Here is a 16,033-nt window from a genome sequence, read left to right on the forward strand (position 1 = left end):
TCACCCGATGATTGGAAGGTCCAATCCGGGATTGTTGTCCGAAACACTGGGCAGTTGCGCCTTGAGCATGCGTACGGAAGGCGGGCGCGGTTCCACGCGCGATTCCGGGGGCACGACCACCGGCGGACCCGGCGGCGCCTGCCCCGGGCGGCGCGTGTCACACTCGTCGCATGCGCGTGTACCTCGGCTCCGACCATGCCGGCTTCGAACTCAAGAACCACCTCGTCGAGTGGCTCAAGGCCAACGGCCACGAGCCCGTCGACTGCGGTCCTCACATCTACGACGCCCAGGACGACTACCCGCCGTTCTGCCTCCGCGCCGCGGAGAAGACCGCCGCCGACCCGGACAGCCTCGGCATCGTGATCGGCGGCTCCGGCAACGGCGAGCAGATCGCCGCCAACAAGGTCAAGGGCGTACGGGCCGCGCTGGCCTGGAGCGAGGAGACCGCCAAGCTCGGCCGCGAGCACAACAACGCCAACGTCATCTCCGTCGGCGGCCGGATGCACACCCAGGACGAGGCGACCAGGTTCATCGAGGTCTTCCTCGACACCCCGTACTCCGGCGAGGAACGGCACACCCGCCGCATCGAGATGCTCTCCGCGTACGAGACCACCGGCGACCTCCCGGCCATCCCCGCACACCACCCGCAGGGCTGACCCCCCCGTTCGTCGCCGCCGCCCGCCCGCCCCGCCGCCCCGGGGCCGGCGGGCGCGCCCACCGGAGGACACCGCGTGCCCGAGGGCCACACCATCCACCGCCTCGCCGCGGACTACGCCGAGCGGTTCCTCGGGCAGCAGGTCCGGGCGACCAGCCCCCAGGGCAAGTTCTCCGACGGCGCGGCCCTCGTCGACCACCAGGTGCTCGACACCACCGAGGCGCACGGCAAACACCTCTTCCTCGGCTTCGGTGCGGACCGCTGGATCCACATCCACCTCGGCCTCTTCGGGAAGGTGGGCTTCGGCACCGCGCCGTCCCCCAAGGACCTCCGACAAGCTCCGGTCCAGGGGGGACCCCCATCGCCGCCCACCGACACCGTCCGGCTGCGGCTGGCGAACCCGGACGCCTACGCCGACCTGCGCGGCCCCACCACCTGCGCACTGATCACCGATGCCGAGAAGCAGGCCATACACGACCGGCTCGGCCCCGACCCGCTGCGCCCCGCCGACGACGGCGGCCGCGCCTGGCAGCGGATCTCCCGCAGCCGGACGACGATCGCGGCGCTGCTCCTCGACCAGAAGATCATCGCCGGGGTCGGCAACGTCTACCGCGCGGAGGTCCTCTTCCGCCACGGCATCGACCCGTACCGCGCCGGCCGCGACCTCACCCGCCCCCAATGGGACGCCATCTGGTCGGACCTGGTCGCCCTCATGCGCGAAGGCGTCCGCCACAACCGCATCGACACCGTCCGCCCCGAGCACACCCCCGAGGCCATGGGCCGCCCGCCCCGCGTCGACGACCACGGCGGCGAGGTCTACGTCTACCGCCGCGACCGGCAGGGCTGCCACATCTGCGGCACCGAGATCCGCACCGCCGGCCTCGCCGCCCGCAACCTCTTCTGGTGCCCGGGCTGCCAAGGGGCCGGCGGCGCCGCGTAATACCCGCGATCGCACCACCCCACACCCCCTCCGACCACGGCTCATCGGACGGTCCCCGGCCGCGCGACCGCATTTCGAACGGGGTTTCCCCGCAATTGGCCGGCGCGACGTCCGGCGAATCGACGCGCCGCCGAACGGGTGGATAAGGTCCCAGAGCGATGACGAGTGGCCCGGGAACCGAAACCCTGACGGCCCGGGTGCACAAAGGTCTGCACCGGGCCCGCGTCGGCGTGCGCAAGGCCGGGGTCGACTACTTCCGCGGCGAGGGCTCCGACCACTTCGCGCTGGCCGCCCTGCTGTTCGCCATCCCCGCCATCGCCGCCGGCACCCTCTGGCGCCCCGAATGGATCGCCCCGACCGCCCTGGTCCTCCCGGTCATCGCCGGCGGCCTGCTCCTCCGCCCGGCCAACCTCCTCGTCCTCTACGGCGCCTCCGCCGCCGCCCTCGTCGTCGAGGCCGCGCTCTTCGGCCCGTACGAGGAAGGCCCCGACCGGATCACCCCGGGCACCGTCCTGGTCGTCGCCGCCGTCGGACTCTTCGGCCTGCTCATCGCCCAGTTCCGCAGCCGCGTCGGCGTGCCCTGGCGGCGCGGCGGCACCATGCTCTTCGACCTGCGCGAACGCATCCGGGTCCAGAGCAAGCTGCCCCGGCTCCCCAAGGGCTGGCACCACGAGATGGCGCTGCGCCCGGCCGGCGGCCAGTCCTTCTCCGGCGACTTCGTCGTCGCCTCCCGCACGCACGGCGGCAACATCCTCGAAGTCGTCCTCACCGACGTCTCCGGCAAGGGGATGGACGCCGCCTCCCGCGCCCTGCTGCTCTCCGGCGCCTTCGGCGGCCTGCTCGGCTCCCTCCCGCCGCACGGCTTCCTCCCGGCGGCCAACGGATACCTCCTCCGCCAGGACTGGGACGAGGGCTTCGCCACCTCCATCCACCTCGTCCTCGACCTGGAATCCGGCGACTACGAACTCCTCTCCGCGGGCCATCTGCCGGCCCTCCAGCTCAGCGCCGGCAGCGGCCGCTGGGAGGAGAAGGCGGGGGACGGGCCGCTGCTCGGCGTCTACGACGGCGCCCAGTTCGACCCGGTCAAGGGCACCCTGCGGCCCGGCGACGTCCTGATGCTCTTCACCGACGGCCTGGTCGAGGCCGCCGACCGCGACATCGCCGAGGGCATCGACCGCCTCACCGGCGAGGCGGACCGCTACGTCGCCAGCGGCTTCGCCGGCGCCGCCTGGCACCTCATCGAGGCCGTCGCCAAGGACGTCAACGACGACCGCGCCCTGCTCCTGATCTGCCGCGACGCCTGACGCCCACGACGGCCGCCCGGGGGCTCCCCGGTGGGGTTTCCCCCCGTCCGGCCCGGCGGCCCTCCCCATGGCCCGCCCCGCCCCCGGCTCCCTACCGTGAATCCGACGCCGCCGGCCGCCACGACGGCCCGGGCCGAGCACCCACCGGACACCACGGAGCGCCCCGCCATGCCCCCGACCGCACCCCCACCCACCGCCGCGCCCACCGCCGCACCCGCCGTCGAACTGCGCGGCGTACGGCGCCGGTACGGCCGCGGCCCGGCCGCCGTGCACGCCCTGCGCGGTATCGACCTGACGCTGCCGCGCGGCTCGTTCACCGCCGTCACGGGCCCCTCGGGATCCGGCAAAACGACCCTCCTGCAGTGCGCGGCCGGCCTGGACCGCCCCACCTCCGGGTCCATACGGGTCGCCGGCACCGAAATCAGCCGAATGAGTGAGCGCCGCCTCACCGCCCTGCGCCGCAGCCGGCTGGGCTTCGTCTTCCAGGCGTGCAACCTGCTGCCGGCCCTCACCGTCGAGGACAACGTCCTGCTGCCGATGCGCCTGGCCGGACAGCGCCCGGACCGCCGCCGGGCGGCCGACGTCCTCGCCCGGGTCGGCCTGGCCGACCACGCCCACCGCCGCCCCGGCCGGCTCTCCGGTGGTCAACAGCAGCGCGTCGCGCTCGCCCGCGCCCTGGTCACCGGGCCCGACGTGCTCTTCGCCGACGAGCCCACCGGCGCCCTGGACACCGCCACCGCCGCCGAGGTGCTCGGCCTGCTCCGACACGCCGTCGACACCCTCGGCACCACGGTCGTCATGGTCACCCACGACCCGGTGGCCGCCGCCCGCGCCGACCAGATCCTCGTCCTCACCGGGGGCACGCTCACCGAGCGCCTGCTCCCCGGGACGCCTCAGGCGGGGGACTGAGGCTGCTGCTGCCGGGGCACCGCGGGCGCCGGCTCGCCGGCCGGCTTGCGGAACGCCCAGTCCATGGTCGGCTCCATCGCGAACCGGAAGACCCTGCGGACCGGCGGCGTGCACAGCGCCGTCACGATGCCGCCCGCGAGCAGCGTGACCGCGATCTCGCCGAGCGGCGAGTGCAGCCAGGCGTAGTCGTCGAACCAGCCCCAGAACCGCGAGCCCTTCGCCAGGAAGCCGTGCAGCAGATAGCCGTACAGCGTCCCGGCGCCCAGCACCGTGAACCAGGTCCGCCGCGTCGGCACCCAGGAGAAGAAGCAGGCCACGAGCACCATCGAGCACCCGAAGAGCGCCAGCGTCATCACGATGCCGACCCACCAGGTGGTGCCCAGCTCCTGGGCGCTGTCGCGGTGGTAGAACCACGCCGAGCTCATCCGCGGCGCCGCCCAGTAGGCCATCACCAGCGCCGCCGCGAAGATCGGCACGGACGCGATCCGGACCGCCCGCCGCTGGACGAGCCGGAAGTGCTCCGGCCGCAGCGACAGCCCCAGCACGAAGAACGGCAGGAACTGCAGTACCCGCTGGAGGTCCAGGTCGTCACCGATGTCCGGCGAGATCGACGCGAGGACGGCGATGACCACCGCGAGCGGAATCGGCCAGCGCACGACCTTCCACAGCGGCGTGGTCAGCCGCCAGATGAACAGGGCGATCAGGAACCAGGTCAGGAACCAGGGGTCCAGCAGGCTGATCGAGTGCCCCGGATCGTCGTCCGCCCAGCGCTTGAAGAAGGCGTACGCGGTCTCGAAGAGCACGTAGGGGACGGCGACCCCGGTGACCAGGCGCTGCAGCCGGTCCCGGCGCATGTCGAAGCTGCGGGAGAAGTAGCCGGAGATGATGATGAACGCCGGCATGTGGAAGGTGTAGACGGTCATGTAGAGCGCCTCGGCGGCGCGGCTGCCGTCGGTCAGCGGCTCCCATGCGTGCCCCATCGCCACCAGCACGATGGCCAGGTACTTCGCGTTGTCGAAGAAGGGGTTCCGCCCCCCGCTCTTCGCCGGGGGCGCCGGTGCCCCCTCCGACTGCTCGGCGGACTCCGTACGGCCGGAGTTGTTTGTACCCGCCGCCTCCCGGGCAGGCGGGAGCACGCGTCGCGGTGTGGGGGCAGCGGGAAACATTCCAGGCACGATAGCGGCGCCCGGCGAATGCGTAAAACCGTCGCCACACCCTTCGCTATTTCATCCGGGGGTCCCGTCGATATGACCTGGATAAATGCTGCACGGGCGCGTGGTTGACGGGACGTCGCCGCGCACTCCTGCGCCCCTTTTGCGGCACTTGATACCTTCAAATCTGGTCATATCCCCTGAGAACGACGCCGAGGGAATGTCCACTTTCATGGCGTTGTGCGATGTCGTGCGTTCCCCCGTAGTGATGCTTTCCACTGCGCTCGTAAAACAGTGGCGGAGCTCACGGATAAACAATTGCCGGAGTGCTCGGCGAGTGCTCGGCGAGTGATCGCGAATGATCGCGGAATGCGCGCGAGGCGTTAATTACGGGGGAGGGGCGGCGGGGAGGAGGGGCGGGAGCCGTCGCCGGCCCGCGGTGGCCCGGCCCCGTGCCGCCGCACCGGCGGCCGGAATCGGGCAAAGCGTTGGCCGATGATTCGTCACCGGCCTGCAGTGGGCATGGAGTTGGTGGCACGATGGGTGCCGGGGGGTGTGCGCGGCATGCTCCCAGGCCGGTGAGGCGTTCCGACCAAGGGTGTGATCAGTGTGGCTCTGTCGCTGTCAGTTGTGCTGCTGTTGGGGATCATCCTGATCGTGCTGATCAGAGGAAAGTCGATCAAGGCGGGCCCGGCGCTCGTCGCCATACTGTTCGGCTTCTTCCTCGCCTCCACGGGCATGGCGCCGTCCATCAACAGGTTCCTCAACTCCCTGGCGGACACCATCAACCACATCACCTTCTAGGCGTCCGGACGCCCGGACCTCGTCCGGCTGACCGGCCGCCCGGACGTCCCTCCGCCCACCAGGCTCCTCACGGCTCACGACGTTCAGAGGTCCTGTTCGCCCCCGGTCCGCGCCACCGCCTCGCGTACGGCTTCCGCGCTGCGGCCCACCACCGCCGAACCGTCGTCCGCGGTGATGATCGGCCGCTGGATCAACCGGGGATGACCGGCCAGCGCCGCGATCCACCGCTCGCGCGTGGCCTCGGTGCGCTCCCACTCCCCGAGCCCCAGCTCCTTCGCCTCGGCCTCCTGGGTGCGGGTGATGTCCCACGGCTCCAGCCCCAGCCGGGCCAGGACCGCGCGCAGTTCCTCCGCGCTCGGCGGATCGTCGAGGTACCGGCGGACCGTGTACTGCGCGCCTTCGTCGTTCAGGATGTCGACCGCGGAACGGCACTTGGAACATGCGGGATTGAGCCAGATCTCCATCCGGCCACCTTAGGGAAGACGCCGCGCCGGGGGCGTAAAGGCCCGGCCGTTCCGGAATGCGGAAAGCGAAAGGCCCCGGCCGGAGGGGCCAGGGCCTTTCATCGAGAGCGGGCGACGGGAATCGAACCCGCGTAGCTAGTTTGGAAGACTAGGGCTCTACCATTGAGCTACGCCCGCAGGCGCCACAGGTCGTCGGACCGCGGCACGCAGTGCATCCTAGCGGGTCGCGGCGGTGTCCCGCACACCCCTTCCCGCGGACGGCGCCCGTGACCGCGTACGCCGGCGCGGGTGTTCCGCGCGCCGCGCGCCGGTGGTGCCCCTCGCCGCTGCCCGGGCCTCGCAATAACTGGCAGCCGTACCGCGTCCGGCCATGTACCCTACGTGTCGCACCGACGGGGTGTGGCGCAGCTTGGTAGCGCGTCCGCTTTGGGAGCGGAAGGTCGTCGGTTCGAATCCGGCCACCCCGACCAGCAGGACCCTTCTCCGGCAAGGGTCCGTCCGGTCTCCGGCGGGGCCCGCCCAGCGGAACCCGGCCGGCCGGTCGGTCCGCCTGAGTGCCAGGCGTGCAAGATCACGTTGTCGGCGTCATCCTCCTTGCGGTTACTATGCAAACTGCGTGCCCGTGTGTCTGTGTACCGGGCGGATCGGCAGGGCCCGGATCAGCCGGGTGCCGGCGGATCTCAAGCAGAACCCCAGAAGTCAGCCCCAAGGAGACCGAACCGTGAAGAGCGCCGTGGAGACCCTGAACCCGACTCGGGTTCGGCTCACTGTCGAGGTGCCCTTCGAGGAGCTCAAGCCCAGCCTCGACGCGGCGTACAAGAAGATCAACCAGCAGGTCACGGTGAAGGGCTTCCGCCAGGGCAAGATCCCGGCGCGCGTCATCGACCAGCGGTTCGGCCGCGGCGCGGTGCTGGAGGAGGCCGTCAACGACGCGCTCCCGAAGTTCTACACCGAAGCGGTCAACGAGGCCGAGCTGAACGTCCTCGGCCAGCCTGAGGTCGACATCACCGAGCTGAAGGACGGCGAGACGCTGAACTTCACCGCCGAGGTCGACATCCGCCCCACCCTGGAGATCCCGGACTACTCCGGCATCGAGGTCGAGGTCGACGCCGTCGAGGTGTCGGACGAGGACGTCGACAAGTCGGTCGAGCAGCTGCGTGAGCGCTTCGCGACCACCAGCCCGGTCGAGCGCGCCGCCCAGGACGGCGACGTGCTGACCGTGAACCTCGAGGCCAAGGTCGACGGCGAGGTCCTGGAGGACGGCGTCGCCGAGGGTGTCACGTACACCGTCGGCTCCGGCGAGCTGCTCGACGGCATCGACGACGCGGTCACGGGCCTGGAGGCCGGCGGCAGCGCCACCTTCACCTCCGAGCTCAAGGGCGGCTCCGCCCAGGGCAAGGAGGCCGAGGTCAAGGTCGAGGTCACCGAGGTCAAGGCCCGCGAACTCCCCGAGCTGGACGACGACTTCGCGCAGCTGGCCAGCGAGTTCGACACCCTTGAGGACCTCAAGGCGGACAGCCGCAAGCGCCTCGCGCAGATGAAGAAGTACGACCAGGCCACCCAGGCCCAGGAGAAGGTCCTGGACGAGCTGCTGAAGCTCGTCGAGGTGCCGATGCCGGAGAAGCTGCTCGCGGACGAGATCCAGACCCGCAAGCACAACCTGGAGCACCACCAGCTCGGCCAGATGGGTCTCGACCTCGCGAAGTACCTGGAGATCCAGGGCAAGACCGAGGAAGAGTTCGACGCCGAGACCAAGGAGCAGGCGGAGAAGGGCATCAAGACCCAGTTCATCCTGGACGAGCTGGTCAACAAGGAGAAGCTGAACGTCAGCCAGGAGGAGCTCACCGAGCACCTCATGCGCCGCGCCCAGTCCTCCGGCATGTCCCCCGACCAGTTCGCCCAGGCCGTCGTCGAGGGCGGCCAGGTGCCGATGCTCGTCGGTGAGGTCGCCCGCGGCAAGGCCCTCGCGGTCGTCGTCGAGGCCGCCACGGTCAAGGACACCAACGGCGAGGTCGTCGACCTCGACGACGAGGACGAGACGGCCGAGACCGTCGAGGCCGAGGGTGCCGAGGCCGAGGCCGCGGACGAGAAGCCCGAGGCGTAGGCCCCGGCCGCTCCGCGACCCGCGCAGAACGACTGATCAACGGGCCCGAACACGCACGTCCGCGTGTTCGGGCCCGTCCGTCGTACCGGTCGGTGAGCCTGCGCTCACAGCGAACAGTTGACAATGCGGGATGGCGTTGTCCGACCTGCGCGTTAGGGTCCGTAGATACGAGGGCAGGGGAGTCCCTGAAACCGCGCCGGGGCGACATACGGCGCCCGATCCCCGCGCCCCAGAAGACGACGCTGTGACGGCCCCGAGCCGTCCGACAACGAGCAGGTGGACACGTGACGATCCCGATGCCTTCCGCCGCCGCTGAGCCGACCTTCGGTGGCCTCGGCGACCAGGTCTACAACCGGCTGCTCGGCGAGCGGATCATCTTCCTCGGCCAGCCGGTCGACGACGACATCGCCAACAAGATCACCGCGCAGCTGCTTCTCCTCGCCGCGGACCCGGACAAGGACATCTTCCTCTACATCAACTCCCCGGGCGGCTCCATCTCGGCCGGCTTGGCGATCTACGACACCATGCAGTACATCAAGAACGACGTGGTGACGATCGCGATGGGCCTCGCCGCCTCCATGGGCCAGTTCCTGCTGAGCGCCGGCACCCCGGGCAAGCGCTTCGCGCTGCCGAACGCCGAGATCCTCATCCACCAGCCCTCCGCGGGTCTGGCCGGTTCCGCGTCCGACATCAAGATCCACGCCGAGCGGCTGCTGCACACCAAGAAGCGGATGGCGGAGCTGACGGCCTTCCACACCGGTCAGACGGTCGAGCGGATCACCCAGGACTCCGACCGCGACCGCTGGTTCTCCGCCGACGAGGCCAAGGAGTACGGCCTCATCGACGAGGTGATGACCTCCGCCGCCGGCGTTCCGGGCGGGGGCGGCACCGGGGCCTGAGCCCCGTACCACTCGCCCCTCAGCCACCCCAGCCCACTTGATCGCCACCAGGACGGTGAACACCACGATGAACAACTTCCCCGGCAGCGGCCTCTACCCGCGCCCCGAGTCAGAGTTCTCCGGCCCGCGCGCGGAGTCCCGCTACATCGTCCCGCGCTTCGTCGAGCGCACGTCCCAGGGCGTGCGCGAGTACGACCCGTACGCGAAGCTGTTCGAGGAGCGAGTGATCTTCCTCGGCGTGCAGATCGACGACGCCTCGGCCAACGACGTCATGGCGCAGCTGCTGTGCCTGGAGTCGATGGACCCGGACCGCGACATCTCGATCTACATCAACAGCCCCGGCGGCTCGTTCACGGCGCTCACGGCCATCTACGACACGATGCAGTTCGTGAAGCCGGACATCCAGACGGTCTGCATGGGCCAGGCGGCCTCCGCCGCGGCCGTGCTGCTCGCCGCCGGTACGCCCGGCAAGCGGATGGCGCTGCCGAACGCCCGCGTGCTGATCCACCAGCCGTACAGCGAGACCGGCCGCGGTCAGGTCTCCGACCTGGAGATCGCCGCCAACGAGATCCTGCGGATGCGCACCCAGCTGGAGGACCTGCTGGCCAAGCACTCCTCGACGCCCATCGAGAAGATCCGCGATGACATCGAGCGTGACAAGATTCTGACCGCCGAGGAGTCGCTGGCGTACGGTCTGGTCGACCAGATCGTCTCGACGCGCAAGTCGTCCGTCTCGATCGGCTAGCGCTTCTGCGCACAACGCGCCGGAGCGTTGCCTCCTTGGACCGGTTCGGGATCGAGTGAACCGAGTCGGTCCAAGGGGGGCCCGTACGGGGGGCCCGGCAAGGTACCGTCGATAGGCAAGCACCCGGGTCCGTTGGAGCAATGCGGATCCCAGGCGAAGGGGAAGCACCTCGTGGCACGCATCGGTGACGGCGGCGACCTGCTCAAGTGCTCATTCTGCGGAAAGAGCCAGAAGCAGGTGAAGAAGCTCATCGCGGGACCTGGTGTGTACATCTGCGACGAGTGCATCGACCTCTGCAACGAGATCATCGAGGAGGAGCTCGCCGAGACCTCCGAGGTGCGGTGGGAGGAGCTCCCCAAGCCCCGGGAGATCTACGAGTTCCTGAACGGCTACGTCGTCGGCCAGGAGCCCGCCAAGAAGGCGCTGTCGGTCGCCGTCTACAACCACTACAAGCGGGTCCAGGCGGGCGAGAACGGCCCCGGCCGCGGGGACGACGGCATCGAGCTCGCCAAGTCCAACATCCTGCTGCTCGGCCCCACCGGCTCCGGCAAGACCCTGCTCGCGCAGACCCTCGCCCGGATGCTGAACGTCCCCTTCGCGTTCGCCGACGCCACCGCGCTGACGGAGGCCGGGTACGTCGGCGAGGACGTCGAGAACATCCTCCTGAAGCTGATCCAGGCCGCGGACTTCGACATCAAGAAGGCCGAGACCGGCATCATCTACATCGACGAGATCGACAAGGTCGCCCGGAAGAGCGAAAACCCGTCGATCACCCGTGACGTCTCCGGCGAGGGCGTCCAGCAGGCCCTGCTGAAGATCCTGGAGGGCACCACCGCCTCGGTCCCGCCCCAGGGCGGCCGCAAGCACCCGCACCAGGAATTCATCCAGATCGACACGACGAACGTGCTGTTCATCGTGGGCGGTGCCTTCGCCGGCCTGGAGAAGATCATCGAGGCCCGGTCCGGCGCCAAGGGCATTGGCTTCGGCGCGACGATCCGCTCCAAGCGGGAGATCGAGTCCAAGGACCAGCTCCAGGACGTCATGCCGGAGGACCTGGTCAAGTTCGGCATGATCCCCGAGTTCATCGGCCGGCTCCCGGTCCTCACCTCGGTCCACAACCTCGACCGCGAGGCGCTCCTGCAGATCCTCGTCGAGCCGCGCAACGCGCTCGTCAAGCAGTACAAGCGCCTCTTCGAACTCGACGGTGTGGAGCTCGACTTCGACCGCCCGGCCCTGGAGGCCATCGCCGACCAGGCCATCCTCCGCGGCACCGGCGCCCGTGGCCTGCGCGCCATCATGGAGGAGGTCCTCCAGGCGGTGATGTACGAAATCCCGTCCCGCAAGGACGTCGCCCGCGTCGTCATCACCGAGGACGTCGTCCACTCCAACGTGAACCCCACCCTGGTCCCCCGCACCCGCGGCGACTCGGGCGAACCCCAAGAGAAGAGCGCGTAGCCCGCGCCCGCCAGACGCACGAGAGCCGCCCGGCAGCTTGCTCGCTGCCGGGCGGCTCTGTGTCTGTTAGATGTGGCCCGAGGGACCCGCGGTACCGAGTTCGCAGGCCCTCTGGGAAATCACCCACTTGATCCCGAGTGACGTCAGGGAAGCTGCACAGAAGGGGATGTTGTTGTTCCGTACGATGAAGCCGCCCTCCCCCGTCATCTTGCATGCGGCGCGGACCTTCGGCCCCACCTTGTACCCGCCTTCGGCAATGAATGACGTGCACTGCTTCGTCGTGGCCTGAGCCGATCCGGTCGCCACGAGCGGAAGTGTCGCTGCCGTCAGCAGTACCCCTGTGGCCGCGGCCAGGCGGCGCGTTGTCTTGAGCATGAAGTCCCCCTTTGTTGATCTTCGAGTCGCCATGAACATATCAGCCCACAGGTCCGATCTCGGGTTACAAGGGGGTTTTCGTCACTGATTGGCCAGATTGCACGGTTATATCGCCCGGCATAAGGAAGAGCGTTCTACGAGGGGTCACCCCCGTCGAACGCTGTGAACGAGGCGGCGCCGAACGCACCGCTACTTCTCCTTGCGGACCTCGTTGCGTACCTTGGCCGCCTTCTCCGACAGCTGCTCGGCGGTGAGGGCCTCAGAGGTCGGGACGCCGCCGGACGCCGACGGGGGCGAGGCCTGGGACTGCACGATGCCGAGCGCACTGCTGTCGCCCCAGACGCACATGGATACCTTCTGCGACGCGGTGACGCCCCCCATCGAGACTGTGGCCTTCTGCACCTTGCACTTCATCACCGCGCCGTCGAAATCGCTGGGTGAGTACTCGGTCTCGGGCGTAACGGTTTCGATCTTGGCGTTGCCTGCCGACTTCTTCTGGTTCTCATCGAGCTTGGCGTACAGCTGGTCCACTGCGGTCTCCGGGTCGTTCACCTTCCCGTAGATGCCCGCCACTCCGAGGAGGAGCTTGCTGTCGTTGGTGTAGGCGCCCTGCACGAACTTGCCGTCCACGATGCCCATGGCTCGGAGTTCCTTGTCGTTGGAGAAGTCCTCCGGCGTCTTCCCGGCAGCGTTACCAGGAGCCTTGCTGTACTCGTTGTTCAGCAGCTTCTCCGGCAGCGAGATCGTGTACGGCTTCACGTCCCCGCCCGAGCCGAAGACGAAGTACGCGCCGACGCCGATGGCGGCGACGACGGCGACCGCGCCGATGATGAGGCCGATCTTCTTGCCGTTGCCGCCGGACTCCTCGGGGCCCTGGGGGATGACGCCGTAGGGGGTCTGCTGGCCGCCGTACGGGGCCTGCTGGCCGTACGCGGGCTGGGCGGGCTGCTGGGGGTAGCCGTAGCCCTGCTGCGGGGCCTGCTGCGGGTAGCCGTAGCCCTGCTGCCCGGGCACCTGGCCGCCTTGCTGCGGGTAGCCGTAACCGGGCTGGGGGGCCGGCGGCTGCTGCGGCTGGCCGTACGGACCGGGCTGCTGGGGCTGCTGGCCGTACGGGCCGGGAGGCGGCTGGTTGAAGCTCATGGAGCGGTTCCCCTCGTGACAACTGAGAACAGTTGAAGTTCTGCGATGTTGATGCGTTGCCGACATCCTGTACGACGGCGCCGACAGTCGTTGCCCCGGGGGCGAAACCGATTCGAAGCTGGTACACGGGCGCCCGTACACTGTCCGTCGTGACCGAGAACACTCAGCAGAGCACGCCCAGCGCCCCCGAACTGCCGACTCAGTACACGCCGGCCGATGTAGAGGGGCCGCTGTACGAGCGCTGGGTAGAGCGGGGCTACTTCGAGGCGGACGAGAAGAGCGACAAGCCGCCGTACACGATCGTGATCCCCCCCGAACGTCACCGGCTCCCTGCACCTGGGCCACGCCTTCGAGCACACCCTCATCGACGCCCTCACCCGCCGCAAGCGGATGCAGGGCTACGAGACGCTGTGGCAGCCGGGCATGGACCACGCCGGCATCGCCACCCAGAACGTCGTCGAGCGCGAGCTCGCCAAGGAGGGCGTCTCGCGGCACGACCTGGGCCGGGAGGCGTTCGTCGAGCGCGTCTGGCAGTGGAAGGACGAGTCCGGCGGCCAGATCTCGGGCCAGATGCGGCGCCTGGGCGACGGCGTCGCCTGGTCGCGTGAGCGGTTCACGATGGACGAGGGCCTGTCCAAGGCCGTCCAGACGATCTTCAAGCGGCTCTACGACGACGAGCTGATCTACCGCGCCGAGCGCATCATCAACTGGTGCCCGCGCTGCCTGACCGCCATCTCGGACATCGAGGTGGAGTACCAGGACGACGACGGCGAGCTCGTCTCCATCCGCTACGGCGAGGGCGACACGTCGATCGTCGTCGCGACGACGCGGGCCGAGACGATGCTCGGTGACACCGCGGTCGCCGTCCACCCCGACGACGAGCGGTACGCCCATCTCGTCGGCACCGAGATCGAGTTGCCGCTGACCGGCCGCCGGATCCCGGTCGTCGCGGACGAGCACGTCGACCCCGAGTTCGGCACCGGCGCCGTCAAGGTCACCCCGGCCCACGACCCGAACGACTTCGAGATCGGCCGGCGGCACGACCTCGCCAGCCTGGCCGTCCTCGACGAGCGCGGCGTCATCACGGCACACGGCCCGTTCCAGGGCCTGGACCGCTTCGAGGCCCGTTCCGCGATCGTCGGGGCGCTGCGCGCCGAGGGCCGGATCGTCGCCGAGAAGCGCCCGTACACCCACTCCGTCGGGCACTGCTCGCGCTGCAAGACGACCATCGAGCCGCGGCTGTCGATGCAGTGGTGGGTCAAGGTCGGCCCGCTGGCCAAGGCCGCGGGCGACGCGGTCCGGGACGGCAAGGTCGCGATCCACCCCAAGGAGATGGAGTCGCGGTACTTCGGCTGGGTGGACAACCTCCACGACTGGTGCATTTCCCGGCAGTTGTGGTGGGGTCACCGCATTCCGGTCTGGTACGGGCCGAACGGCGAGGTCGTCTGCGTCGGACCGGACGAGCAGCCGCCGAGCGGTGCGGGCTGGCACCAGGACACCGACGTCCTGGACACCTGGTTCTCGTCGGGCCTGTGGCCGTTCTCCACGCTCGGCTGGCCCGAACAGACCCCGAGCGTCGAGAAGTTCTACCCGAACTCCGTCCTGGTCACCGGCTACGACATCCTGTTCTTCTGGGTCGCCCGGATGATGATGTTCGGCCTGTACGCGATGGACGGCACCCCGCCGTTCCACACCATCGCGCTGCACGGCATGGTCCGTGACCAGTTCGGCAAGAAGATGTCCAAGTCCTTCGGGAACGCGGTCAATCCGCTGGACTGGATGGACGCGTACGGGTCGGACGCCGTCCGCTTCACGCTCGCCCGTGGCGCCAACCCCGGCGTCGACGTGCCGATCGGCGAGGACTGGGTCCAGGGCTCCCGCAACTTCGCCAACAAGATCTGGAACGCCACCCGCTTCGCGCTCATGAACGGCGCGACCGTGGAGGGCGAACTCCCGCCCGCGGAGGCGCTGTCGGCGACCGACCGGTGGATCCTCTCCCGGCTGAACTCGGTCGTCGCCGAGGTCGACGCGTACTACGACGACTACCAGTTCGCGAAGCTGTCGGACACCCTCTTCCACTTCGCCTGGGACGAGGTCTTCGACTGGTACGTCGAGCTGTCCAAGACCACCTTCATGGCGGGCGGTCCGGCCGCCGACGCGTCGCGCCGGGTCCTGGGCGAGGTCCTGGACGTCACCCTGCGGCTGCTGCACCCGATCGTCCCGTTCGTCACCGAGACGCTGTGGACGACGCTGACCGGCGGCGAGTCCGTCGTCATCGCCGACTGGCCGAAGGACTCGGGCTTCCGCGACGCGGCCGCGGAGCAGGAGATCGGGACCGTTCAGCAGGTCGTCACCGAGGTCCGGCGGTTCCGCTCCGACCAGGGCCTCCAGCCGGGCCAGAAGGTTCCGGCGCGGCTTGACCTGTCGGGCACGGCGCTGGCGCCGCACGAGGCCGCGATGCGGGCGCTGCTGCGGCTGCAGCCGGCCGGTGACGGCTTCCACGCCACCGCCTCGCTGCCGGTCGCGGGCGCCACGGTCGCGCTGGACCTGTCCGGCGCCATCGACGTCGAGGCGGAGCGCAAGCGGCTGACGAAGGACCTGGCCGCCGCCGAGAAGGAGAAGGCGCAGGCCACCGCCAAGCTCGGCAACGAGGCGTTCCTCGCCAAGGCGCCCGAGAAGGTCGTGGACAAGATCCGCGGCCGGCTGGGTGCCGCGGAGGCCGACATCGAGCGGATCACCGCGCAGCTGGCGGCTCTGCCCCAGGCGTAGCACCGTTCCACGTCGCAGGCCCCTCGTCCGTAAGGGCGGGGGGCCTGCGACGTCCCCGCCCCGCCCCCGCTGCCCCCGTTCGCGGACCGGCCAGAGCAGGACGTACGCCGTGGAGACCGCCACGAAGCCCAGCCGGATCAGGCCGCGGGCCGAGTCGTCGGGGATCGCGAAGACGCTGCCGTAGAGGATCAGCAGCGCGAGCCAGCTCCACCAGGGGACCAGGCGGCGCTGCCCGATCACGTCCCACAGCAGGGTGCCGAGCAGCACCGACGCCGTGTAGTACGTGTAGACGCTGGGGTCGAGGACGATCCGGGCGTTG

General features: G+C 69.7%; 13 protein-coding genes, 2 tRNA genes and 1 pseudogene. 11 read left to right on the forward strand and 5 right to left on the reverse strand.

From position 1 onward, the window contains the following. Nucleotides 1–170 precede the first annotated feature (170 nt). From OJ254_RS14945 to OJ254_RS14960, 4 genes are all read left to right on the forward strand, one after another. Nucleotides 171–656, forward strand: a complete 486-nt coding sequence (locus OJ254_RS14945; RefSeq protein ID WP_265362729.1) for a ribose-5-phosphate isomerase — start codon at nt 171–173, stop codon at nt 654–656. 75 nt (nt 657–731) lie between these two features. Further along, on the forward strand, nt 732–1,595 hold the full coding sequence (locus tag OJ254_RS14950) for an Fpg/Nei family DNA glycosylase (RefSeq protein WP_265362730.1): 864 nt from the start codon (nt 732–734) through the stop codon (nt 1,593–1,595). A gap of 158 nt (nt 1,596–1,753) precedes the next feature. Next, nucleotides 1,754–2,899: a PP2C family protein-serine/threonine phosphatase gene (locus OJ254_RS14955; RefSeq protein WP_265362731.1), complete on the forward strand. Its 1,146-nt coding sequence runs from the start codon at nt 1,754–1,756 to the stop codon at nt 2,897–2,899. Nucleotides 2,900–3,067: 168 nt separating this feature from the next. Beyond that, entirely contained in the window at nt 3,068–3,808 is a 741-nt protein-coding gene (locus OJ254_RS14960) for an ABC transporter ATP-binding protein (RefSeq protein ID WP_265365159.1), read from the forward strand. Here the strand turns inward: OJ254_RS14960 and OJ254_RS14965 are convergent. Further along, nucleotides 3,793–4,974 carry an acyltransferase family protein gene (locus tag OJ254_RS14965; protein WP_423835899.1) on the reverse strand — a complete coding sequence of 394 codons (1,182 nt, stop codon included), beginning with the start codon at nt 4,972–4,974 and terminating at the stop codon, nt 3,793–3,795. The two genes, OJ254_RS14960 and OJ254_RS14965, sit on opposite strands and share 16 nt — an antisense overlap. Before the next feature lie 594 nt (nt 4,975–5,568). Here OJ254_RS14965 and OJ254_RS14970 point away from each other — a divergent pair. After that, nucleotides 5,569–5,763 carry a hypothetical protein gene (locus OJ254_RS14970; protein ID WP_030415520.1) on the forward strand — a complete coding sequence of 65 codons (195 nt, stop codon included), beginning with the start codon at nt 5,569–5,571 and terminating at the stop codon, nt 5,761–5,763. Between the two features lie 83 nt (nt 5,764–5,846). Here OJ254_RS14970 and OJ254_RS14975 read toward each other — a convergent pair whose 3' ends face one another. Further along, nucleotides 5,847–6,227, reverse strand: a complete 381-nt coding sequence (locus OJ254_RS14975; RefSeq protein WP_265362733.1) for an arsenate reductase family protein — start codon at nt 6,225–6,227, stop codon at nt 5,847–5,849. A gap of 106 nt (nt 6,228–6,333) precedes the next feature. Then, a tRNA-Gly gene (locus tag OJ254_RS14980) sits at nt 6,334–6,404 on the reverse strand. A gap of 216 nt (nt 6,405–6,620) precedes the next feature. Between OJ254_RS14980 and OJ254_RS14985 the strand changes: the two genes are divergently transcribed. From OJ254_RS14985 to clpX, 5 genes are all read left to right on the forward strand, one after another. Continuing rightward, nucleotides 6,621–6,697: transfer RNA gene (locus tag OJ254_RS14985), tRNA-Pro, on the forward strand. Between the two features lie 251 nt (nt 6,698–6,948). Then, a complete protein-coding gene (gene tig / locus OJ254_RS14990) occupies nt 6,949–8,331 on the forward strand; it encodes a trigger factor (RefSeq protein ID WP_261951472.1) in 1,383 nt (460 codons plus the stop codon). Between the two features lie 296 nt (nt 8,332–8,627). Further along, a complete protein-coding gene (locus tag OJ254_RS14995; RefSeq protein WP_030415517.1) occupies nt 8,628–9,230 on the forward strand; it encodes an ATP-dependent Clp protease proteolytic subunit in 603 nt (200 codons plus the stop codon). A 67-nt stretch (nt 9,231–9,297) separates the two neighbouring features. Then, nucleotides 9,298–9,975 (forward strand): ATP-dependent Clp protease proteolytic subunit, encoded by a 678-nt coding sequence (locus OJ254_RS15000; RefSeq protein ID WP_265365160.1) that lies wholly within the window; start codon nt 9,298–9,300, stop codon nt 9,973–9,975. A gap of 171 nt (nt 9,976–10,146) precedes the next feature. Continuing rightward, a complete protein-coding gene (clpX, locus tag OJ254_RS15005) occupies nt 10,147–11,430 on the forward strand; it encodes an ATP-dependent Clp protease ATP-binding subunit ClpX (RefSeq protein ID WP_030415515.1) in 1,284 nt (427 codons plus the stop codon). Between the two features lie 66 nt (nt 11,431–11,496). On the opposite strand, the gene OJ254_RS15010 is transcribed toward clpX, so the two are convergent. Both OJ254_RS15010 and OJ254_RS15015 read right to left on the reverse strand, forming a co-directional pair. Then, the gene (locus tag OJ254_RS15010) at nt 11,497–11,805 is read right to left on the reverse strand and encodes a hypothetical protein (protein WP_265362734.1); all 309 of its coding nucleotides are present in this window, start codon (nt 11,803–11,805) and stop codon (nt 11,497–11,499) included. 189 nt (nt 11,806–11,994) lie between these two features. After that, a complete protein-coding gene (locus OJ254_RS15015; protein WP_265362735.1) occupies nt 11,995–12,945 on the reverse strand; it encodes a hypothetical protein in 951 nt (316 codons plus the stop codon). Nucleotides 12,946–13,094: 149 nt separating this feature from the next. On the opposite strand from OJ254_RS15015, the pseudogene OJ254_RS15020 reads away from it, so the two are divergent. Continuing rightward, a pseudogene (locus OJ254_RS15020) lies at nt 13,095–15,714 on the forward strand (valine--tRNA ligase). Nucleotides 15,715–16,033: the final 319 nt, after the last annotated feature.

The organism is Streptomyces endophytica (genome assembly GCF_026153355.1).
Classification (GTDB): domain Bacteria; phylum Actinomycetota; class Actinomycetes; order Streptomycetales; family Streptomycetaceae; genus Streptomyces; species Streptomyces endophytica.